The sequence below is a fragment of the Sphingomonas sp. MMS24-J13 genome, from assembly GCF_044905095.1.
GTDB lineage: Bacteria > Pseudomonadota > Alphaproteobacteria > Sphingomonadales > Sphingomonadaceae > Sphingomonas_I.
Genome location: NZ_CP173258.1, coordinates 3,164,611 through 3,186,904 on the forward strand (window position 1 = coordinate 3,164,611; position 22,294 = coordinate 3,186,904).

A 22,294-nucleotide genomic window follows, 5' to 3' on the forward strand; every position below is an offset into this window, starting at 1 on the left:
TCCCGGGATAGAGGTCGCGTTGCGGCCGATCGATTATGGGCCGAACTTCGCGACCAATGAAGCCGATGCCGACATTCGCTATGTCCGGCTCGGCAGTTCCGATCTGCCGCCGGCCGGCACCCAGCGGGTCGAGCTTGTCCGCCCCCGGTTTTCCCGGTCGCGAGCCCGACCTATGCGGAATCGGTGGCCGGCCGCTTGCGCACGCCGGCCGATCTGCTCGATCTGCGGCTGCTGCACGAGGAGAATGATGCGGAATGGCGCGCCTGGTTCGGCGAGCAGGGCATCGCCCTCGACGCCGCCTCGCTCGCGGGTCCGCGGCTGTGGCATGCCCATGTGATGCTGGACGCGGCGCGCAGCGGCGAGGGCATCGCGCTCGCCAACCCTTTGCTGGTGGCCGATCATCTCGCCAGCGGCCTGCTCGTGCCGGTGACGTGCAGCGGCGGCGCGTTCAACCCGGTCGCGCTTGGCGGCTACAATTTCACCGCGCGCGACGATCGCTGGCGCGATCCGGCGCTGCAGCGCTTCCGGCTGTGGCTCCGCGACAATGCGAGCCTGCTGGAGCGCCGCAGCGACGGCACCGATCAGCCCTTGGTCGCGGCCCGATCGTAGACCAGCTTGCCGCCGATGAAGGTCATGTCGACCTTGCCGTGCAGGATTGCCTCGGGATCGGCCGTCATAGGATCGAACGGCAACACCACCATGTCGGCATATTTGCCGGGCTCGAGCGTGCCCTTCACCTTTTCCTCCCACGAGAGGTACGGACCATTGGCGGTATACATGCGGATCGCCTCGGCGCGTGAGACACCCTCTTCCGCCAGCCCATGGGCCTGTCCGCTCGGCCCCTTGCGGGTGATGGCGGCATAGAGGCCGACGAGCGGGTTGATCGGCAGATTGTCGCTGCCGAAGGCTACGAACAGGCCGAACTTGTGCGCCGGCGTCGCGACCGGATTGTTGTGCAGCAGGCGCCAGTCGTCGAGCGTCTGGATGTAGCGGTCCTCCAGATTGTAGAGGAAATTGGGCTGGGCCGCGACCATGATGTTGTCGCGCTTCATCGTCGCCATCGTCGCATCGGGCGGCATGATCGTGAAGTGATCGGTGAACCAGCGCCGATCGAGCTGGCTGTGATTCTGGCCCGGAATCTTGTTCAGGGCGATGTCATAGGCCTTGATCGTCTGCTCGATCGCGGCATCGCCGATGCAATGCAGCCCCATCTGCCAACCGAGCGAGGCGGCATCGTCGACCATCGCCTGCAATTCTTCGTCGCTGAAGCGCCCCTTGCCGCGGAAGCCGGGCTGCCCCTTGTAATCGGCAAGCAGCCAGGCGGTTGGCCCGGTGAAGCCGCCGTCGACCGCATTCTCGCCGATCGCGCCGATACGGACATGCTCGTCGCCGTAGCCGGTATGGTGGCCGAACGCTTTCAGCCGGTCATGGCCCGGATAGAGGATGTACATGGTGATGCGCGGCAGGCTGTCGCCCATCGTCGCATAGATTTCCCGTGCGCGCTTGAAGGTCAGGTCCGGCCCCGGATTGGGAATGCCGCCCTTGCCGACCGGTTCGTCGTCGATCTTGCCCGAGGCGTCGTGGATGCTGGTGAGGCCGAGCGAGAGCAGCCAGCGCAACTTATCGATATAGCCCTGCTTCACGTCCTCCCAGCGGTCCCTAGGGATATTCTTGCCGACGATATCGTAGCCTTCGCGGATGATGCCGTTGGGCTCGCCATCGGGGCCATGCTCGATCAGACCGCTCTTGGGATCGGGCGTATTGCGGTCGACCCCCCCGAGCTTGAGCGCCATCGAATTGCTGACCGAGGAATGGCCGCCGGCGCGTATCAGCATTACCGGGTTGTCGGGGGTCGCCACATCGAGATCCGCCCTGGAGAGATTGCGATCCTCGGCGAGATTGGACTCCTGCCAGCCGAAACCGGTGATCCATTCGCCCTTGCCGAGCTGCGCGGCCTTGGCGCGCAGCATCGCCTGCACCTCCGCGACTGACTTCGCTGAGGCGACGTCGATACTGCGCGGCGACACGGTCTGCGGGTGGATGTGCGTATCGGAAAAGCCGGGCAGCAAGGTACGACCGCCCAGATCGATCTCCTTGCCGGCCTTGTATTTGGTCCGCAGCTCGTCACCGCCGGTCTCGACGATCTTGCCCGCCTTGACCACCACTGCGGAGCGGACGTGGTCGCCCGGGTCCACCGTCAGGACGTTGCCATGGTAAAGGATCAGGTCGGCCGGAATCGGCGCGGCCCCCGCCGCCGTTGCCGCCGTGACCAAGGCCGATGCGAGCAGAGCGCGTCGCGCCGCCCGCACGAATTGCCCGTTACGAAATATCATGGATGCCTCCCGCTGCTTGATCCGAGCATCAGACGCCGTCCCCATCCCGCCGACAAGGGGCCTTAGGCTGCCGGAACGGTGACCGGACGGCACCGCTTCGATCGCAAGGCGGGGCTGATCCCGGCCGGGGCAACACCGATCGATCTACTACACGACTGCCGATCTGGAACCGGCTTATCGACTCAGGCCACTCGGGAAAACAGGCGATCGGCATTTCCCCACGCGATCGACTTCATGAAGCCGTCCACATAGTCGCCTGCCTTCGCACCGAAATCGAGCGCATAGGCATGCTCGTACATGTCGAGCGCCAGGATCGGCGTCGAGCCCGCGAGGGTCATCGTATGATCTGCCGCCCAGCTATTCACGAGGCGCTGGTCGCGGGGACTCCAGGCGAGCAGAACCCACCCCGATCCACCACCGAGCGCCTTGCCCATTCCGGTGAACTCGGCGGCCCATCTCTCATGGCTGCCGAAGTCGCGTTCGATCGCTTGCGACAGCCTGGAGCCCGGCCGGCCGGCCTGTCCGAGACCGGCAAAATAGAGTTCGTGCAGGATCATCGAGTTCCACGCGATCAGTTCCTCGCGTTTCAGACCATTGATCCGGTAGCCCGGAGCGGTCGCCGGATCGATCGAGGCAAATTCGCCGCGGATCTGGCCGAGCCGCTTCACCGCACCTGCATAATTGTTGTCGTGATGACTCACGATCAGCTTCTCGCTCAGCCAGCCGAGCGAAGCCGGATCGAACGGAAGCGGTGCCGCAGAGGGCAGGCCCGTCACGGGCCGCGCCGCCGCGCCTTCCGCCGCCTCGAGCGGCGCTGCGGTAGCGGCGGCAAGCACCGTTCCGGTCAGAAGGATCGTACGCCGGCTTACATCGTCCATGGTCCAAGCCCTATGATATAACCGTTGCGTCGATCTTGTACGATGATAGTTTTATATCATGGGACTTTCGCCAAGTAAATCAACCGAAGCCAATCGCTGGCTGGTGCTGATATATCAGCTACCGACCAAACCGGCCTATCTTCGAACCAAGATCTGGCGCCGATTGCAGGGGCTGGGCGCCGTGCTGGTGCGGGCATCGGCCTACGTGCTGCCGCTGACCGAGGAGGCGCGCGAGGACTTCTCCTGGCTGGCGCAGGAGATCGCCGATGGCGGCGGTGAAGCGGCCCTGTGCGAGGCACGGTTCGTCGACGGCTTGGGCGACGAGGAGGTCGAGGCTCAATTCAATGCCGCCCGCGACCAGGCCTATGCCGAGATCATCGACGAGGTGCAGGCGATGCTGGCCAGCGAGCCGCCGACCCCGGCCGCGGTCGCGCGGATGCGGCGGCGCTTCGAGGCGCAGGTCGCGCTCGACCATTTCGCGGCGCGCCGTCGGGAACTTGCTGAACGCTTCATCCTGCGTCTGGAAGAACGGATCGCCGGCAAGCCGACAGCGCCCGATGGCACGGAGCGCGAGGATCTGATCGGCCGGATGTGGGTGACCCGCGAACATATGTTCGTCGACCGTGTCGCCTGCGCCTGGGTGGTCCAGCGCTTCATCGACCCGGACGCCCGCTTCAAATTCGTTGCCGACCGCCGTTATCAGCCATTGCCCGGCGAACTGCGCTTCGACATGGTCGAGGGCGAGATCAGCCACGAGGGCGACAAATGCTCGATGGAGGTGCTGATCGACCGCGCCGGCCTGGCCGAGGATGCCGCTTTGCGCGCCATCGCCGAGATCGTCCACGATATCGACCTGAAGGACGAAAAGTTCGGCCGCGCCGAGACGATCGGCATCCTTCATCTTCTCAACGGCGTATGCGCCCCCGGCCGGCCCGACGAACAGCGCCTCGTCCGCGCGACCGCGATGTTCAACGATCTCTACGACAGCTACGAAAGGGAACCGCAATGACCGCTGCGGCCCCGCCCGCGACCCGGACGGTCCAAGGCGAGCCCCACGGCATTTCGTTCGGCCAGGCGGTGAAGGTCTGGACCCGCATCGCACTGCTGAGCTTCGGCGGGCCGGCCGGGCAGATCGCGGTCATGCACCGCATCCTGATCGACGAGAAGAAGTGGATCGGGGAAGAGCGTTTCCTTCATGCGCTCAACTTCTGCATGATGCTGCCCGGACCGGAAGCGCAGCAATTGGCGATCTATATCGGCTGGCTGCTGCACCGGGTGAAGGGTGGTCTGGTCGCCGGAACTTTGTTCGTGCTGCCCGGCGCGCTGGCAATCATGGCGCTTTCATGGGTGTATGTGCTGTTGGGGAACGTGGCGCCCGTCGCCGCCCTGTTCTTCGGGTTGAAGGCGGCGGTGGTCGCCATCGTTTTTCAGGCGGTGGTGCGGATCGGGTCGCGGGCATTGGGCAATGCCTCTCGATGGACGATCGCCGCACTGGCGTTTCTCGCGTTGTTCCTCCTCCATGTGCCGTTCCCAGTCGTCATCCTCGTCGCGGGCGCGATCGGCTGGATCGCCGGACGTCGCGGCGTCGCGGCCTTTCAGGGTGGTGGGCACGGGCAGGCCAAGGCGGGAGCGTTGCGCGACGAAGACAGCGCGCTCGGCGCCGATATTCCCGATCATGCGCGCGCCGGCCATGGGTCTATCGCCGGCGTCTGCCTCGCGCTCGTCGCCGCCTGGCTGCTCCCGTTGCTGCTGGTCGCCGCCGTCGCGCCGCCGGGCAGCGCCTTCGCGCCGATCGGCTTTTTCTTCTCCAAGATGGCGATGCTCACCTTCGGAGGGGCCTATGCGGTTCTGTCCTGGGTGGGGCAGGCTGCCGTCGAGCATTACCACTGGCTCACACCAACCGAGATGCTCGACGGTCTCGGCCTCGCCGAGAGCACGCCCGGCCCGCTCATCATGGTGTGCCAATATGTCGGCTTTCTCGGCGCCTATCGCCATCCGGGCGGCCTGTCGCCGCTGCTGGCGGGCACGCTCGGTGGCCTCTTGACCACTTGGGTGACCTTCGTGCCCTGCTTTCTGTGGATCTTCGCCGGTGCGCCGCTCGTCGAGCGCCTGCGGACCAACCGCGCGCTGTCGGCCGCGCTCTCCGCGATCACCGCGGCCGTCGTCGGCGTGATCCTCAATCTGGCCCTGTGGTTTGCGCTCCATTATTGGTTTGGCGGCGTCGGTGAGCGGGTCTTCGGCCCGGTATCGGTGCCGCTGCCCGATCCGGCCACGATCGACTGGGTAGCGGTACTGTTGTCGGCCGCCGCCCTGATCGCGATCTTCCGCTTCCGGCTCGGCACGTTCGCCATCCTCGGCCTGTGCTCGCTGATCGGCCTCGCACGGCTCGCCATCGCGTAGGAAGGACCGGATGCCCGCGAGCTCTGCGATCGCTCCCGGCGCCTCGCTGATGCTCCCCCTCGCATCCGACGCGTCGCCGCCAAGAGCCGACAAGAGCCGACAAGAAGCGATTGCCACACGCTGCGGTCACGTCCGCATTTCAAGAAGGGGGTGGCGCCCCGGACGGTGGGACCAAGAACCGGGGCGCCGCTGACGTCCTCCTCACCCGAGCGCGCCAGCCCCGTAAGGTTCGCACAGTCTCACCTGAGCTTCTACGGCAATTTGGAGTATAATTATCGTCTTTTGGCTTAGCGTGGATATTTCGAGGTACGTATTTTCACCTGACCCTATCCATCCGTATTATGTTGCACATTCCGAATGGTATTCCATGCGAGTGCGTTCCAACCAGATCGGATGATTGAGACGTTGACTCTGTCTACAAATTCGAACGAATAATTAGCCATCTTATTCACGTGGCGACCATCGTCGACCGGGGGATAACATGGGGATATATGCCGAACGAAAGATAGCGGATCTGAAGTCGATTCTCGCTAGCAAGACTGATCCGACGGAGATCCGTCGATTAAAGCGAGAGATCTTACTGCTGGAGGCCGAAATAAAGCTCGAGCACCGCCTGAAAATTAGGCAGTAGATTAGTACAGCATAGCCGCTTCGACCATATCGATAACTCCTAGAAATTTCTTCTTTGGCATCGATAAGGTAAATCAAATATAAGTACCCGATTTATAGCGAGACACGGTTTTGTCCGTCGCATCTCTGGTTTCGAACGGCTCGCCAGGCACGTTAAACCAAGCGGGCTGCCTCACCGCGCGACGATAAAAGCTAAGCCGTCGGAGACGCCGACTCATCTCCGGCGAGAGATTATAAGCGGACGATTTGCGCATAATAATAGATATTAAGCTCTGCCGCCCAATCGACAGTAGGGTTTTGTGGTCCTACTTCAGTCAGGTCGTATTTTAATGCCGTTCGTCGCGGTCGCAGAGGTTGGGCGAGCCGGCTCTCGGTTTCGGCAACCCCTATCCGCCGCGGGGCCGGACATTTACGTAATTCGCGCTCGATTGGCTCGCTGTAACGGGCAGGACGTTGCGGTTGGAAGGAGAAGCCGGTGGACGCGCTCACGAGAAGCAAGATCGTGCACTTGCTGGATACCCATCGCATCATGACCCTCGCGACGCTTCGCCCCGATGGCTGGCCGCAAGCGACCACGGTGGGTTACGTCAACGAGGGCCTGTCGATCTTCTTCCTGTGCGGCGCCGACAGCCAGAAGGCGGCCAATCTGTCCCGCGATGACCGGGTGTCGTTGACGATCAACGACGACACGTCGCAAATCATGGCGATCATGGGGCTATCGATGGCAGCGCACGCGCACCCCGTGATCGTGCCCGGCGAAGTCACGAAATTCCTGCACCTGCTCGCACAGCGTTATCCCGAGCAGCCGGCAATGCCCGCGCTACCCGACCCGCAAGCCGTTCGCGTCTTCCGTGTGATACCGACCCTGATCTCCGTCCTGGATTACACCAAGGGCTTTGGGCACACCGATCTGGCCGCCTGCCAGGCCGATGACCTCCTGGCAACCCGTTGAGCGCCAAGGTGGTTCGGACGGGTGTATAGCGTTGCCCTGCGGGGCGTCGCCCCAGCGCCTTTCTCGGAGGCGTCTGCTCACGTCTCCCGACACCGAATGATGGCAGGCCGTGCACACGATACAGTTGCATGAGGTTAAAAAGGCACAACCTTGCGCAATTATCGATCCTCCGGCGGAACGGTTGCTGCATGGATGAATTAGGATTTCATCGCTGTTGAGCCTGCCGGCGTGCCGGGGGCGCTGTCACGGGGAGGAATACCGATAACTGCGCGCGAAATTGAAAAGAGCTGAAGTTCTACCAGCCAGTGACCGATTTCATTTCTCCTAAATTCGCCCGGACATGGCATCATGATGGCTTCTGCGAGCGCCGAAGAGGCGTTCGACAGATTGGATTGTTGGTTGTTGCGTAGCTTCCCCCTGTGGAACCTCCCATCCATGATCCTGACCGGCACGCACGACCAAGGTCTCGTGATCGTATCTATCCTTATTGCCATCGCGGCCTCGTTTACCGCGTTGAGCCTGGCGGGCCGTCTGCGCGCATCGAACGGTTGGATGCGCCGGGTCTGGCTCGGCGCAGCGGCGATCGCCCTGGGCGGCGGCATCTGGTCCATGCATTTCGTCGCCATGCTCGCGTTCCGCATACCGGGCATGCAGATGAATTACAGTCTTTCGCTGACGCTGCTTTCGCTTGTGATCGCACTTGCCTTCACCGCAGGGGGCTTCGCGGTCATGAACTGGGAGAAGATTTCGCGCGGCCGGATCGCCGGCGCCGGCCTGCTGATGGGATCAGGCGTGGTCGCGATGCACTATCTCGGCATGACGGCGATGCGGATGCCGGCAAGATTGAGTTACGAACCCTTTTGGCTGGCAACCTCGGTCCTTATCGCGGTCGGAGCCGCCATCGTCGCTCTCTGGCTCGCAGCGCGCGATCAGACGCCCGGCGTCCGGTTGGTGGCCTCGGGCGTGATGGGGCTGGCGATCGCCGGAATGCACTATGCCGGTATGCGCGCCGCGATCTTCACGGCACTTGCCTCCGGAAGCATGCCGAGCACTCGCGCAAACGTCGGGCAAACCTCCCTTGCGGTTCTGATCAGCGTCGTAACCCTGATCATCCTGCTGATGGCGCTTGGCGCGGCGCGGCTGGAGCGGCTGTTCCGGGGGTTCGCGCGGCGCGAGCAGCGTATCGCACTGCGTCTCAAGATTGCCGACGTGCTGCGTGGGCGCCAAACTGACGAGGCACTGCAGGAGATTGCAGCCCTGATGGGCGCGCACTTCGCCGTTGCGCGAGCAGGTTATGGCCAGCTCGATCCCGCGGAAGATATTTTCGACTATGATGTCTGCTGGACCGACGGCAGCGTGCCGCCGCTCATCGGGCGCTTTCCTGCGGCGGCTTTTGGGGTGAAGATCGTCGCCGCCCTGAACGCGGGCGAAACCGTGGTGGTCGACGACCTGCTGGAATCGCAGCTCAGCGATGAGGCGCGAACCCGCGACACCGCTCGCGAAGTGGACACGCGGGCGATCCTGGTCGTGCCCTTCGTTCGCGACGGTCGTCTGCGGACGATCATATATCTCAACAATCGCGAGCCTCGCCACTGGGACCCCGAAGACGTGACGTTCATGGAGGAGATCGCCGAGCGTACGCGCCTCGTGATCGAGCGTGCCGCCGTCGAGGAGCAATTGCGCGATCTCAACAGTACGCTTGAATCGCGTGTCGAGGCCCGGACTATCGAGCTCCGCCAGGCCCAGGATGCCTTGTTTCAGAGCCAGAAGATGGAGGCCGTAGGTCAGCTCGTCGCGGGGCTGGCTCATGATTTCAACAACGTGCTTGGTGCCATCGTCGGGGCCTTCGATCTGATCGGGCGTCGCCCCGAGGACGCCGACCGTGTGCGCCGCTTCGCCGATGCCGGGCTGCAGGCCGCCGAACGTGGTGCCAAATTGACCGCGCAGTTGCTTGCCTTTTCACGGTCGCAGCGAATCCAGCTCCAGCCGCTCTACGTCTGCGACGTGATCGACGGTCTGCGCGACATGCTGGCGCGCATGCTGGGGCCGATGGTCGCGCTCGAATTTCAGCTCAATCCTGCTCCGGTCCCGGTTCGGGCGGATCCGACCCAGATCGAGATGATGGTGCTCAATCTCGCCATCAACGCGCGCGACGCGATGCCGGACGGGGGTAGAGTGCGAATAACGACCACCGCCATGCGCATTCGGGACGATCCCGAGCTGGATGATGGCGACTTTGTCGAGCTTGCAGTGAGCGACACGGGCATCGGCATGGATGCGGCGACACTCAGCCGGGCGATGGAGCCATTCTTCACCACCAAGCCGGTCGGCAAGGGCACCGGGCTAGGGCTTGCCCAGATTTATGGCAGCGTGCGCCAGGCGGGCGGCGCGGTTCGCATCGAGAGCCGTCTGGGCGAGGGCACGACCGTGAGGGTGCTATTGCCATGTACCGACGAGATGCCGGCCCCTCCCGAGCCGGCCGCGGCCCTGGTGGCGAATTCCCTGGGTTGGCGTCCAAAGGTCTTGCTCGTGGATGACGATCGGGACGTGCGAAGCATGCTCGCGAGCGCGCTCGATGCGCAAGGCTACCTGGTGGACGAAGCGGAGGATGGGGAGGCTGCGCTGAATGCCCTGGAAGCGCGCCTGCCCGATATCGCGGTGCTCGACTTCGCGATGCCCGGGATGAATGGTGCCGAACTCGCGCGGCGCATCGCAGAACGATGGCCCGCACTGCCCATCGTATTCGCCAGCGGTTTCGCCGATACCGACGCGATCCAAGCGGTGGCCGGCGCCGACGTAAGGATGTTGCGCAAACCCTTTCGCGTCAACGAGCTCTTCCGGACGTTGGAAAACGCTCTCGGAAAGGACGAAGAAAGCCACGACAGCGTGCGCGGCTGAACCGACCTCGTTTTCGTCGGGGGTGTGAGCAGTACCGTCCAACGTCAGGACCGCGCGATCGGCCAGGCGCCCGGTGACTTCGGATGCTGGGTGGGCCCGGCGCGGGCTCAGTCGCGCCAAATGGAGAGCAGGTCCTCGCGGCGAAGCCAGCCAGAATGGCCGTCGGCGTGGGTAAGGTGGACCCATCCGAGGAAAGTGCGGTCCACATAGCCGGCGGTGCCTGGGGCGAGCATGATCGCCGCCTCATTGCCGGGCATGTCGACCGGGAGGTCGCGTAACGGGGCCTGCCGCCACAGGATGGCGGCCTCCGCCATCGCCGGAGGGCCGTAGCCATCGACGCCGGAGAGCCCGGCCGCCGCCGCCACCACCCCCGCAAGCCCGGAGATGGCGGCGGGCAGGATCGGGCGTCGCGAAACATGGCCGAAACGGCGCAACAGCATCATCGCGACGGCGATGGCGGCGAGCGACAATCCCGCGAGCGCCATGACCTGCCATGCCAGCGGTGGCAGCAAACTTGCCCATCTTCCGCGCGTCTCCATGGGCAACGGCAGGCCGCCCGCCGAACGTCCGCCAAAACCCGCCTCGCGCGCGGCCAGCGTCCAGAGCGCCGTCGTCTCGGCCGAGCGCGGGTGCTGGACCCAGGCGATGCCCGCTTGTGCGGCCGCCGGGTTCCAGCGCTTTGCCGCAGCCTCGCGGCGCGCCAGATCATAATGGCCGATCCAGTCGCGCGGCATCACCGAGCCGTGCGGCGTTGGGTGGGCAGCGGGAAGCGGCGCAGGGCTCGCCACGAGAAGCGCGATCGCCAGCGCCACGGCGGGATAGAGATTGCGCATCGCGAAAACGGTTCGCACGTCGAAGCGCGCGGGCGCATCGTGCGCGGCCAACACCGTTGCGGCGCGCGCCTGCCAATCGGCCGGCAATGCCACGTTGCGCCCGTATAAATGGCGCTCCGCTTCGTCCCATAGAGACGCCCATTCGCGGTGGCCGAATGCGGCGGCAGACGGGGCGGCATGCTCGACCTTCAACAGCAAGCCCGCATCCCGCTGCCATGCGCGGAGCAGCCGGCGACGCTGCGCCGGATCGGGGCGGCCCCCAGCGCGTCGATCGTGCGGAGCAGCCGGGCATGCGCGCGGCGGGCGGTGCGCGCCGGATCGCTCCTGCGTGCCCGGTCGAAGGCAAGCCCCAGCCAGAGCAGACCGAGTGCGACGAACGGCAACGCCAGCCCCGCATGCCACATCCGACGGGAAAGGGGCGCCCACGCATGGCCGACGCCGGAAAGCGGCGGGGGCAGCACCTCGCCGGGGGGCGTCAAGTCCGGCTCGGCCTCGTAGGCGGGCGGCTGGCTGGCGGCGCCCCCCCGCTTGACATCGACCGCGATGGCCGGCGCCGAGATCTCGCGATATCGACCCGTGACCGGATCGAACACGGTCATGTCGACCGGCCCGAGCGAGAAGGCGCCGGGCCGGCGCGGCACGATCGTGATGCGTTCGGCGACCGATCGATCGAACAGGCTCGCGCTCTTCCCCTCGCTCTGGCCCGGCGTGCCGACCATATCGAAATCGCGCGGCAACTGGCGCGCCGGTACCCCGCCGAATGCCGACCAGTTGCCGGTGCCCGCGAGCGTCACCGTCCAGACGATCGGCTTGCCCACCTCGCCGCTTCTCCCGTCGAGGGTCGAGCGCAGCGTGAAATCACCGACCGCCCCGGAGAAGTCGGGCGGTGGGGGCGGCAACGGACGGACCATGAGGGTCGCGCCCGCGCTCCGCGCGGCGATCGGACCGATATTGGCGATCCTGATGCCCTCTTCCTCATAACCGCCGGTGACGATCTGCATTTGCTGGCGCGCGGGCTTCAACCGGATCGATCCGGGTTGAAGCGCCATCGCCCGGGTCGAAAACGACAGGCGGGCGATGCTTTTGCCGCTCGTCGACGTGGGCGGGGTCTGCGGATCGCGCGTCCAGCCCTCGGTCGCCAGCGGATCCGCGGTCCAGGCAAGATCGCCATCGAGATAGCGGAACAGATCCCAGTCGACCTGCCAGGCGAACTTCAGGTCGAACACCTCGCCGGCCCAGATGGGCCGATCCGGGAATGAAAAGCCGCCCGTGACCACGCCCGGCGGCGGGGCGGCGGGCGATGTCCCAGCCACCGGCGGCGCGGCGATCGCCAGCATCAGGGCCAGCAGTTTTCTCACCATGTCTGCTCGGTACGACGCGGCGGTACGGGCTCCTGGCGCTGCATCAGGCGGAAGAGATCGCCGGGTCGATCGGCGGCACGCAGCTTCTGCAGAACGTAGAGCGGCTTGACGAGCGACGGCACCTGCCATTCGGCCTGCACGGATCTGGAGCGCTTGGGCCCGCCGACGCTGCGCGTATCAGGCTGTGGTTTGGCGTCGGGCTTACTGCCGGCTTCGTCGGGCTTGGGCGTGTCGGGATCGACCGGATCCTTGGAGATCGCGCCGTCGCCTGCCTCGGGATCATCCGCCGTCCGCGGCGGCTTGAGCAGATCGACCAGCTTCGCGCGGAGCGGGCCCCACCCCGGCCGTCCCGGTTCGAGCGCCTGGCCGGTGTCGACCGCGGCCAAGCCGTCGCGCATCACGCCCTGCTGAAGCGGGTGGAGATGCTGGCGGCGATCCTCGGCATAGCGCACCGCCGCCTGCGCCAGCGCCATATAGTCGGCCGCTGTCGGCTGCCGTTCGGCCAGTGCCTGGCGCACGATGCTCTTCACGTGTGCCAGCGGATCGGGTTCGGCAGGCTTGAGCGCCCGCCCGCGCGGGCTGGTCGCCAGCATGGCGAGGATCGCCGCCGCCGCATAGGCCGCCGGTTTGGTCGCGCGGCGGCGCGCACGGAGCAGCCGCGGTATCGCAGGCCATTCGGCAAGCGCGCTCCACAAGAGCAACATCAGGGACGGAAGCAGGAACCAGCCGAACCGCTCCTCCCTGGCCGCGCCTGGGCGCGCGGTCCGCCGGCCCGACGCATGATCGGCGATCGCGCGGACGCGTGCGGCGAGCCCGGCCGAGCCGGCGGCCTCCAGATAGGTGCCTCCGCTCATGCTCGCGATCGCGCGCAGCGCATCCGGCTGCAGGCGCGACGTCACCACCGCGCCATCCGGAGCGACCAGGTCGCGGCCGCCGACGATGATCCGCGCGCCTGCGGCCGTGCCGATCCCCACCGCGACGACATGGATGTCGCGCGCGCGCAGAGCGGGCACGGCCTGCTGCCACGGCGTCGGCTCGGCCTCGCCGTCGGACAGCAGCACCAGCGTACGGCTTGCGGCTTTCGCATCGAAGGCACGGAGCGCGACATCGAGCATGCTCGCGAAGTTGCTGCCGGGCACGACCATCTGGTCCGGCGCGACCTGAGGCAGGAACGTGAGCAGCAGCGCCCGGTCCGCGCTTGGCGCGGCGAGCGGATAGGCCTGGCCGGCAAAGGCGATCAGGCCGATCTCGGCGGTGGGCGACTGCGCGACGAAGTGCTGCGCGATGGCCCGCGCGCGTTCGATCCGCGACGGCAGCGCATCGGCGGCGAGCATGCTGCGCGACAGATCGAGCGCGATGACCACCTGGTCGCGCTTGTTGCTTTCGTCGGGCTGCACCCCCCATTGCGGCCGGGCCAGCGCCAGGACCAGCAGCAGCACGGCGAGCCAGAAACGCCACGGCCAGCGCGGCGTGGCCGCCCCGATGCGCACATGCCCGCCGGCGGCGAACCCGCGCAGCACCGCGGGCAGGACATCGCGGTCGTCGCCGCCGCGTCTCGGCAGGTGCTGCAACAAAAGCGCGGCGAGCGGGATCAACGCCAGCACGAGCAGCCAGGGGGACGCGAAGCTCATGTCGGCTGCAAGCGCCGGAATGAGCGGCCCCGGCCGCGTACCAGCCCCGGCGCGGCGAAGATCAGCAGCGCCAGCGCGGGCCACGCGAACCAGGCGAACAACTCCCGCACGCGGACCACTCGCCGCACGTGGAACTCGGCCTTGCGCGCGTTGTCGATCGACCGGAAGGCTGCTTGCAGCGCCGCCGTATCGCCGGCCATGAAGAAACGACCCGATGTCTGCGCCGCCATGATCCGGAGCGCGTCGATGTCGAGCGCGGACGGCTGCTGGCTGGTCCCGACGCGCCTGCCCGCGCCGTCGAACACCGGGAAAGGCACCATGCCGTTGCGCCCGGTGCCGACGGCATAGACCGGAACCTTCCGATAATGCGCCAGCGCGGTCGCCTCTCCCGGGGTCAGATCGCCGCTATTGTTGCTGCCATCGGTCAGCAACACGACGAACGCACCAGCCGGGCCGCGCGGATCGTCCTGCGTCTCGTCGCGGCGCCCGGCCTCCAGATCGGCGAGTGCGATGCCGAGCCCGTCACCGATCGCGGTGCCGTCGTCCAACAGACCGGTGCGCAGCGCCGCCACCCGTTTGGCGAGCCAGGCATGATCGGTGGTGAGCGGGGCCAGGGTCATTGCCCGCCTGGCGAAGACGACGATGCCGATGCGATCATTGGCACGTCGCCGGATGAATTCCTGGATGACCGGGCGGATCGTCTCGAGACGGTTGATCCGGCCGTGCGGCCCTTCATAATCTTCGGACAGCATCGACGTGGACAGATCCACCGCGAGCATCAGGTCATAGCCATGCTGTTCGATCTTCTGCAGGCTATCGACATATTGCGGCCGCGCGAGCGCGATCGTGGCCAGCGCCAGCGCGCCGTAGAGGCCGGCAATCCACCAGCGCGATCGCTCGCCGGCGCTGGCCGACCACGCCGCCGCATAAGGCACCACCAGCAGCGGTGCCCGCCCGCGCCGCATCCGCCACAGGATCGCCGCCGGGATCAGCAGCAGACCCAGCAGCGCCAGCGGATGATCGAAGCGCAGTCCGTTCATCGATACGACCGGGTCGGACCGCTTTTCTCGCGGTTGCGCAGGAACAGACTAAGCGCCTCCAGCACATCCTGCTCGGGGCCGATGGTCAGCCGATCGGCCGGATCGGACCACCAGGCGCGCCATCGTGCCTCGCGCTGGTCGCGCCAGGCGGCATGGCGCGCGCGCGCTTCCGCATCGCCGCGCAATCGCACCACGCGGCCGGCAACCGGATCATAAGCGGTGAACGGCCCCGCCGCGGGGCCATCGCGCTCCCATTCGTCCTCCGCGCGCGCGCCCAGGACCTGATGGTGGCGGGTCCAGGCCCGCCATTCGATCGGCGGCGGATCGTCCGGCACTTCGCCGATCCACACGACCATGGCGCCGCGCGGAATATCGTGTCGCACCAGAGGCAAGGGGAGACGATCCACGCCAAGCGGATCGGGCGCCGCGCTTGCAAACAGCGCGCCCACGATAGCCAGGATCCGGTCGCGCCCGCGCGCCAGCGGATAGGCGTGCGTGCCGCCGGGCGTCTGGTGGATCAGCATCACCCGTTCGCGGTTCAGCGCGCCGAACAGCATTACCAGCGCGGCGAGCTCGAGCAGCAGATCGCGCTTGGTTCGCGTGCCCGATCCGAACTGAAGCGCGGGATGATCGGCGAAGACGACGACGACGCTGACTTCGCGATCCTCGACGAACATCTTGCGATAGACATCGCCGAGCCGCGCAGTCACGTTCCAGTCGACGTCGCGGATATCGTCACCGAATTCGAAGCGGACGACCTGGTCGAACTCCATCCCCCGTCCGCGGAAGACCGAGCGATGGTCACCGGTCAGCGTCGTTTCCACTCGCCGCCCGCGCATCCGCCATTCGAGCCGGCGCAGCGCCTTAAGCGCGCGTTCGGGAATGGCGGGCGGGCGGGCGGCCATTCGGGTCAGGAAGGAATTGCGACGGCCGCGAGGCAGTCCGCCACCACGGCATCGGGAGTCAGGCCCGACGCCTCGGCCTCGTAGGACAGGCCGATGCGATGGCGCATGACGTCGGGCGCGATCTCCTGCACGATCGTCGGCGAAAGATGTTCGTGCCCGCGCAGCAAGGCGAGGCCGCGGCCTGCCTGATACAAAGCGAGCGAGGCACGCGGCGAAGCGCCGAAGGCAAGGATGCGCATGCCACCGACCGCTTCCGCCGCGCGCCGCCGCGTCTCGCGGACGAGTGCTAGGATATAGGCCTCGATCTCGGGCGCGACATAGACGTCGTCCAGCGTCGCGCGGAGCGCCAGAAGTTCTCCGGGATCGGAGATCGGCGTGACTTCGGGCGTGCGCACCGCCGATCCCCAGCGTCGCAGCATTTCCAATTCGTCGGCATGATCGGGATAGTCGAGCAGCAGCTTGAACAGGAAACGGTCGGTCTGGGCCTCGGGCAGCGGATAGGTGCCCTCCTGCTCGACCGGATTTTGCGTCGCCATCACGAAGAACGGGACTGGCAACGCGTGAGTCACCCCGCCGATCGTCACCTGGCGCTCCTGCATCGCCTCCAGCAGCGCGCTCTGGACCTTGGCGGGCGAGCGGTTGATTTCATCCGCGAGCACGAGGTTGGCGAAGATCGGGCCGTGATGCGGCGTGAAGCTCCCGTCGCCGGGCGAATAGACCATCGTGCCGACCACGTCGCTCGGCAGCATGTCGGGCGTGAACTGGATGCGCTCGAACTCCAGCCCCAGCGCGGCACCGAACGATTTGACCAGCAACGTCTTGGCGAGACCAGGCATGCCCTCGAGCAGCAGATGGCCACCAACCAGCAGCGCCACCTGGATGCGTTCGACGATCGCGTGCTGGCCCAGCACCGCCTTGCCGATTTCGGCCGACAGCCCGGCCGCCCAGCGCCCCGCATCGGTTTTGGTCGAGACCTCATTGTTCAAGATTTCGCCCTTTCCAAAGGCCGCGTGCGGTTACGCAGCGGACCATGCGCGATACGCAGGATGCTCCGGCCGATGCGGGGCGACGCCGCCACGCTGCGGCGCGCGCAGATCGCACCGGATTGCCAGCCTTATGTTCCTGTGCCCCGATCATAGCCCTCGATCCAGCTCGAGCCGTGCAATGATCCTCCCCACTCCCGAGCCGGCCCGGTGGCGTCTTCCGGCCACCGGCCGTTTGTCTTCGGCAGATCACGGAAATTGACTGCGTGCCAACGGCGGCGTCAATGGCCTTGCCCCTAAAGAAGCTTTGGTCGCCCATAGCTCTTCGGCATGGCCGGTGGGAGACGGCAAGGGCGCACGACACCAAGGCGCATCGGCAGGCGCGCGATCCGCCTCCCAGCCCGCCGGTTCGACCGCGCCAGGAGGCCGATCTTGGAGGCGATCGGCGAATAATATACGTTTTTCCGTCACATCTTTGCGCTATGGGAGCGGCGCGACCCCGCTCGATCCGCGGTCACCACGCCCGGCCGCGCGGACGCGCGGCGCGTCGATCGCCGCGATATCCCCAGGGATCGCATCGCCGGCCATGCCTTTCAGCTATAGCCTCGCGAAGCATCTGCATGGATGCGCCGCACGCCTTAGCTTGACGCAAGCTGAACGCCTGATAGCCCTAGTGCCATAGGGGAAGCGATGGCTGGGCGATAGTCCAACGCGTCGAAGCGACGGCAAGCCCGAACGTTTCGTAAGGCAAAAATTGCCACGAACAAGAATGAGGGCAGCACAGGTTTCGGCACAAGGGGGATCTCTATGCGCGCCTTTGCTAAATCGATATTGTCCGGGCTCAGCTCCACCTCCGGGGCTGCGCCCATAAACGCCTGTCGGCTGATGTCATCGGCATCGCGAAACGCCCTGATCGGCGCGCTGCTGGTCAGCGGTGCGACGGCTGCTTATGCACAGGAGGCTTCCCCGAGCTTGCCAACGGCGCGTCGCCGTCGTCCCAGCCCGCGACCGCGGGGGCGCCCGAACCGGCGGACGGCGGCGAGATCACGGTCACCGGCTCGCGCATTTCCCGCAGCGGCTACGATACGCCGACGCCGGTGACCGTAATCGGCGCCGCCGACATCCAGGCGTCGGCGCCCGCCAACATCGCCGATTTCGTCAACCAGCTGCCGCAGGTGTCGGGCAGCGTGACGCCTGCGAACAGCCAGCGCTCGCTGAGCGCCGGGACGATCGGCGTCAATACGATCAACCTGCGCAACCTCGGCTCGTCGCGGACCCTCGTCCTGCTCGACGGTCACCGTTCGGTGGGGTCGGTTGCGACCGGCACGGTCGACGTCAACACTATTCCCCAGGGCCTGGTTAAGAGCGTCGAAGTCGTGACCGGCGGTGCCTCGTCGGTCTATGGTTCCGACGCCGTCGCCGGCGTCGTCAACTTCATCCTCGATCGCAAATTCACCGGCCTGAAGGGCGAAGTGAACTATGGCGAGACCCAGTATGACGACGACAAGACTTTCCGCGCGACGCTGACCGGCGGGTTCAATTTCGCCGGCGGCCGCGGTCACGTGATGGTCAGCGGGCAATATACCGATCGCAAGGGCGTGGTCGAAGGCGTGCCGCGCGACTGGGCCGCGAACGGCATGCACCTGATCCAGAATCCGGCCTACACGCCGACGAATGGCCTGCCCGAACTGATCGCGACCACCCGTTCGGGCCTCAACACCACCACCGGCGGCGGCATCATCACCAGCGGGCCGCTGAAGGGCACCTATTTCGGCCCGGGCGGCGTGATCAATCACTATAATTACGGCGAGAATTACAACACGACCACCAACAGCCCCTGGACGGTCGGCGGCGACTGGCAGCAGAGCCAGCAATATTATGCGACGTCGCTGCAGCCGGCCGAGAAGTTCTGGGGCGTGTTCGGCCGGGCAAGCTACGATCTTTTCGATAATTTCAACGTCTTCACCGAAGTCTCCTACAACAAGGCCAATTCGCTCAACTGGGGCGGCTACGGCACCGACAAGGCCAACGTCGTGATCCAGGCGGACAACGCCTTCATCCCGGCATCGATCAAGTCGCAGATGGCGGCGCTCGGTCTCAAGAGCTTCACCATGGGTACGTGGAATGCCGATCAGCCGGCGCGTATCAGCGACATCGATCGCAAGGTGCAGCGCTATCTCGGCGGTTTCGAAACGTCGTTCCCGCTGCTCGGCACCGACTGGAAGGCCGACGGCTATTACCAGATCGGCATCACCGACGCACACGAGACGGTGCTTTCGGCGCAACGCCAGAAGCTCACCTACGCGCAGGATGCGGTGTTCAACAGCGCCGGCCAGATCGTCTGCCGCGTGACGCTGCAGGGCAGCACCGATCCGCTGGCACAGGGCTGCGTTCCTTATAACCGCCTGGGAACCGGGGTCACGTCGCAGGACGCGATCAACTATGTGTTCGGCGTGCCGTATCGCGACGAGCGCTTCAAGCAACAGGTCGGCGCGCTGAACTTCAGCACCAACATCCACAATCCCTGGCTGAAGCCGATCGGCATCGCCTTCGGCGCCGAGCACCGCAAGGAATTGATCAGCGGCGCCGTGCCCGTCCAATATCAAAGCGGTTGGATCTCGGGCAACTTCCTGCCGACCGTGGGCTCCTACAACGTGACCGAAGAATATTTCGAAGTGCGCGTACCGCTGCCGTGGAAGTTCGATTTCGACGGTGCGGTCCGCCACACCGACTATAGCGCGTCGGGCAACGTGGTAACGTGGAAGGCCGGCCTGGTCTGGGAGCCGGTCAGCGACCTGCGCCTGCGCGTCACCCGGTCGCGCGACATCCGCGCGCCCAACCTGAGCGAATTGTACGCGGCCGGCACCCGCAACACCAACTCGGTCAGCGATCCCTGGCAGACGGGCAAGCCTGCCGTCCGCTATACGCAGACCGTCGCCGGAAATCTCGCGCTCAAGCCCGAAAAGGCCGATACGTGGGGCTTTGGCGGCGTCTATCGCCCGCACTTCCTGCCCGGCTTCGGGCTCTCGGTCGATTATTACGACATCAAGATCAAGGGCGCGATCGGCACGCTCGGGCCGCAGCAGATCGTCGATCGCTGTCACGATGGCTCCGTCGATCTCTGCTCGCGACTGGTCGCCACCGTCAACGGCGTGAACGTGCCCTTCGGCAGCGGCGGCTTCACCCAGGCGAGCGGCCCGGGCACCGGCGTGACCGAATATCTGATCGCCAACAGCCCGTACAACTTCCTGGTCGATCGCTCGCGCGGCATCGACTTCGAGGCGAGCTACCTGTTCAACCTCGCGGACGTCATCCCGGGCGCGGCGGGCAAGATCACGTTCCGCGGCCTCGCCACGCGTTATCTGGAAGCCTCCGAATCGAACGGCGTCGACAAGCCGACCGACTCGGTGGGCGAGAATGCGGGCAGCGGTCCGCCCAAATGGACCTATCGCGCGACGATCGGCTACGATTCCGACAAGATCACCGCTCAGTTGGTCGGCCGTGGTTTGAGCGCAGGCGTGTATAGCAACCAGTACGTCGAGTGCCAGACGGGTTGCCCGGCGACGAATTCGATCAATCGCACGATCTACAGCAACCACATCGACGGCGCCTTCTACCTCGACACCTACTTCGCCTATAAAATTCCGGTCCATGGCGGCGCGACCGAGCTCTATTTCCGCATCGCGAACCTGCTGAACAAGGATCCCGCGAAGGTCGGCAAGGGGCCCTCTGACAATTCGAACGTCGACGTGGGTATCAACCAGACGCTGTACGACTTCCTCGGCCGTCGTTTCACCGTCGGCGCCCGCTTCGCCTTCTGATGACTGGATGACGACCTTGCTCGCTGGAGGACCGACGATATGAAGACATTTCGACCGGCTGGTTCTTCGGCGAGCAAGCATTGCCTGTATCTGGCGGCGGGCCTCATCGCGCTCTGTGCCCCCCTCGCCGCTACGAACGCCCAGCGGGCGGCGGTCAGTATCGAGCCCGTGCCGACGACACCGATCGCCGACGGCTTCACCTTCGCCGCGGTCGGCGACTTCATCTACCTCCGGCCGATGCTGGCGACCGTCGAGAAGCAATCGCCCGATATGCTCGCGATCCTGCGCGGCGCCAACGTAGCCTTCGCCAATTTCGAGAGCAGTTCGTTCAACCTCAACAACTTCAAGGGATCCCCCCAGGCGGAATCGGGCGGAACCTGGATGCTCGGCGAGCCCCGCATCATCACCGACGCGGTCAAGATGGGCATCGACATCGTCGGCCGCGCCAACAACCATGCCACCGATTGGGGCGTGGAAGGCCTGCTCGCCACCGACGCCCATCTCGACGAGGCCGGGCTGGTCCATTCGGGTACCGGCCCCAACCTCTCCGCCGCGCGCGCGCCGGCCTATCTGGATACCCCGCAGGGCCGCGTCGGCATCGTTTCGGCCAGCTCGACCTTCACGCCGATGTCGCGCGCCGCCGATCCCGCGACAGGCGTGGCCGGACGGGGCGGCGTGAATTACATCCGCACCGAGAAGATCGGGCTGGTGTCGCCGACCGACCTCGCGATCCTGGCCCGCCTTGCCGGCAGCAAGGGTGGCAACACGGTGCGTTTCAATGGCATGGCCTATCGCGCCGCGACCGCACCGCTGCCTGCGGGCACGCAGATGGTCACCCATTTCGAGATCAATCGCGCCGACGAGAAAGCGAACCTCCTTGCCGTCCAGCAGGCCAAGGAGAATGGCAACTTCGTCGTCTTTTCCCTGCACAATCATGAAAATGGCGGCACCGCGACGATCCCCGCCGATTTTGCGCCGGAAATCGCCCACAAGCTCATCGATGCCGGTGCCGACGTCTTCGTCGGGCATGGTCCGCACGTTCTGCGCGGGATCGAGATCTACAAGGGAAAGCCGATCTTCTATTCGCTCGGCAACTTCGCGATGATGAACAACTCGCTCGATGTCATTCCCGGCGAGATGTACGAGGATTATGGCATCGCCCCCGGCTCCGCGACGGTGCCGGGCCTGCTGCAGGCGCGCAATGCGCAGTCGTTCGCCGACAATGTGATCTTCGAAGCGGTGATCGCCGTCAGCCGCTTCGTCGGCGGCAACGTGCAGGAGATCCGCCTCTACCCGCTCGATCTCGGCACCGCGCTGAAGGGCGCGGGGCGCGGCGTACCGCGGCTGGCCGATGCCGTCGTCGGCCGCCGCATCCTGGAACGCTTGCAGACGCTCTCGGCGCCATATGGCACCACGATCACGATCGAGAAGAACGTCGGCATCATCCGCGTGGGCATGGCGCACTAGGGAGGAGTGGACCCCGCGCACCACATCATGCAGGTGGTGCGATCGGCGCGGTATCGCATCAAGGGCGGGAACCGGATGCGGCTGTGGCTTCTGTGTCGCACTCGCCGAGTGAATCTGCATCGCCCCGATAAGCTTGTTGGCAGGCCCCGGCTCGCTGTTAAC

15 protein-coding genes are annotated in these 22,294 nt (G+C 65.8%); 7 read left to right on the forward strand and 8 right to left on the reverse strand.

Translation table 11 applies throughout. The annotated features are described in order from the left end of the window. Positions 1 to 183: 183 nt before the first annotated feature. The gene (locus tag AB4Z44_RS14600; RefSeq protein ID WP_404710422.1) at positions 184 to 609 is read left to right on the forward strand and encodes a LysR substrate-binding domain-containing protein; all 426 of its coding nucleotides are present in this window, start codon (positions 184 to 186) and stop codon (positions 607 to 609) included. Here AB4Z44_RS14600 and AB4Z44_RS14605 read toward each other — a convergent pair. After that, a complete protein-coding gene (locus tag AB4Z44_RS14605; protein WP_404710423.1) occupies positions 582 to 2,333 on the reverse strand; it encodes an amidohydrolase in 1,752 nt (583 codons plus the stop codon). The genes AB4Z44_RS14600 and AB4Z44_RS14605 overlap by 28 nt on opposite strands. Before the next feature lie 182 nt (positions 2,334 to 2,515). Beyond that, positions 2,516 to 3,211 (reverse strand): superoxide dismutase, encoded by a 696-nt coding sequence (locus tag AB4Z44_RS14610; RefSeq protein ID WP_404710424.1) that lies wholly within the window; start codon positions 3,209 to 3,211, stop codon positions 2,516 to 2,518. Between the two features lie 58 nt (positions 3,212 to 3,269). Here AB4Z44_RS14610 and AB4Z44_RS14615 point away from each other — a divergent pair, with 58 nt between their 5' ends. From AB4Z44_RS14615 to AB4Z44_RS14630, 4 genes are all read left to right on the forward strand, one after another. Further along, positions 3,270 to 4,220, forward strand: coding sequence for a chromate resistance protein ChrB domain-containing protein (locus AB4Z44_RS14615; RefSeq protein ID WP_404710425.1), 951 nt, complete (start codon positions 3,270 to 3,272; stop codon positions 4,218 to 4,220). Next, positions 4,217 to 5,611: a chromate efflux transporter gene (gene chrA, locus AB4Z44_RS14620; RefSeq protein ID WP_404710426.1), complete on the forward strand. Its 1,395-nt coding sequence runs from the start codon at positions 4,217 to 4,219 to the stop codon at positions 5,609 to 5,611. The genes AB4Z44_RS14615 and chrA overlap by 4 nt, the downstream gene beginning before the upstream one ends. A gap of 1,105 nt (positions 5,612 to 6,716) precedes the next feature. Beyond that, positions 6,717 to 7,193 carry a pyridoxamine 5'-phosphate oxidase family protein gene (locus AB4Z44_RS14625; RefSeq protein ID WP_404710427.1) on the forward strand — a complete coding sequence of 159 codons (477 nt, stop codon included), beginning with the start codon at positions 6,717 to 6,719 and terminating at the stop codon, positions 7,191 to 7,193. Between the two features lie 348 nt (positions 7,194 to 7,541). Next, positions 7,542 to 10,091: an MHYT domain-containing protein gene (locus AB4Z44_RS14630; RefSeq protein WP_404710428.1), complete on the forward strand. Its 2,550-nt coding sequence runs from the start codon at positions 7,542 to 7,544 to the stop codon at positions 10,089 to 10,091. A 107-nt stretch (positions 10,092 to 10,198) separates the two neighbouring features. On the opposite strand, the gene AB4Z44_RS14635 is transcribed toward AB4Z44_RS14630, so the two are convergent. Genes AB4Z44_RS14635 through AB4Z44_RS14660 form a run of 6 tightly spaced genes read right to left on the reverse strand, consistent with a single transcriptional unit; the run spans position 10,199 to position 16,847 of the window. Then, positions 10,199 to 11,122 carry a hypothetical protein gene (locus AB4Z44_RS14635; protein WP_404710429.1) on the reverse strand — a complete coding sequence of 308 codons (924 nt, stop codon included), beginning with the start codon at positions 11,120 to 11,122 and terminating at the stop codon, positions 10,199 to 10,201. Next, positions 11,113 to 12,285 (reverse strand): hypothetical protein, encoded by a 1,173-nt coding sequence (locus AB4Z44_RS14640; RefSeq protein ID WP_404710430.1) that lies wholly within the window; start codon positions 12,283 to 12,285, stop codon positions 11,113 to 11,115. Before AB4Z44_RS14640 ends, AB4Z44_RS14635 begins: the two co-directional genes overlap by 10 nt. Continuing rightward, positions 12,279 to 13,916 carry a VWA domain-containing protein gene (locus tag AB4Z44_RS14645; RefSeq protein WP_404710431.1) on the reverse strand — a complete coding sequence of 546 codons (1,638 nt, stop codon included), beginning with the start codon at positions 13,914 to 13,916 and terminating at the stop codon, positions 12,279 to 12,281. Before AB4Z44_RS14645 ends, AB4Z44_RS14640 begins: the two co-directional genes overlap by 7 nt. Continuing rightward, complete coding sequence (locus tag AB4Z44_RS14650) at positions 13,913 to 14,956, reverse strand: VWA domain-containing protein (protein WP_404710432.1); 1,044 nt, start codon at positions 14,954 to 14,956, stop codon at positions 13,913 to 13,915. The genes AB4Z44_RS14645 and AB4Z44_RS14650 overlap by 4 nt, the downstream gene beginning before the upstream one ends. Then, complete coding sequence (locus tag AB4Z44_RS14655) at positions 14,953 to 15,861, reverse strand: DUF58 domain-containing protein (RefSeq protein WP_404710433.1); 909 nt, start codon at positions 15,859 to 15,861, stop codon at positions 14,953 to 14,955. Before AB4Z44_RS14655 ends, AB4Z44_RS14650 begins: the two co-directional genes overlap by 4 nt. Positions 15,862 to 15,866: 5 nt before the next feature. Beyond that, positions 15,867 to 16,847, reverse strand: coding sequence for an AAA family ATPase (locus AB4Z44_RS14660; RefSeq protein WP_404710434.1), 981 nt, complete (start codon positions 16,845 to 16,847; stop codon positions 15,867 to 15,869). A gap of 1,094 nt (positions 16,848 to 17,941) precedes the next feature. Between AB4Z44_RS14660 and AB4Z44_RS14665 the strand changes: the two genes are divergently transcribed. Together AB4Z44_RS14665 and AB4Z44_RS14670 are read left to right on the forward strand one after the other, a co-directional pair. After that, positions 17,942 to 20,665, forward strand: coding sequence for a TonB-dependent receptor domain-containing protein (locus AB4Z44_RS14665; RefSeq protein ID WP_404710435.1), 2,724 nt, complete (start codon positions 17,942 to 17,944; stop codon positions 20,663 to 20,665). A 39-nt stretch (positions 20,666 to 20,704) separates the two neighbouring features. Continuing rightward, complete coding sequence (locus AB4Z44_RS14670) at positions 20,705 to 22,132, forward strand: CapA family protein (protein WP_404710436.1); 1,428 nt, start codon at positions 20,705 to 20,707, stop codon at positions 22,130 to 22,132. Positions 22,133 to 22,294: the final 162 nt, after the last annotated feature.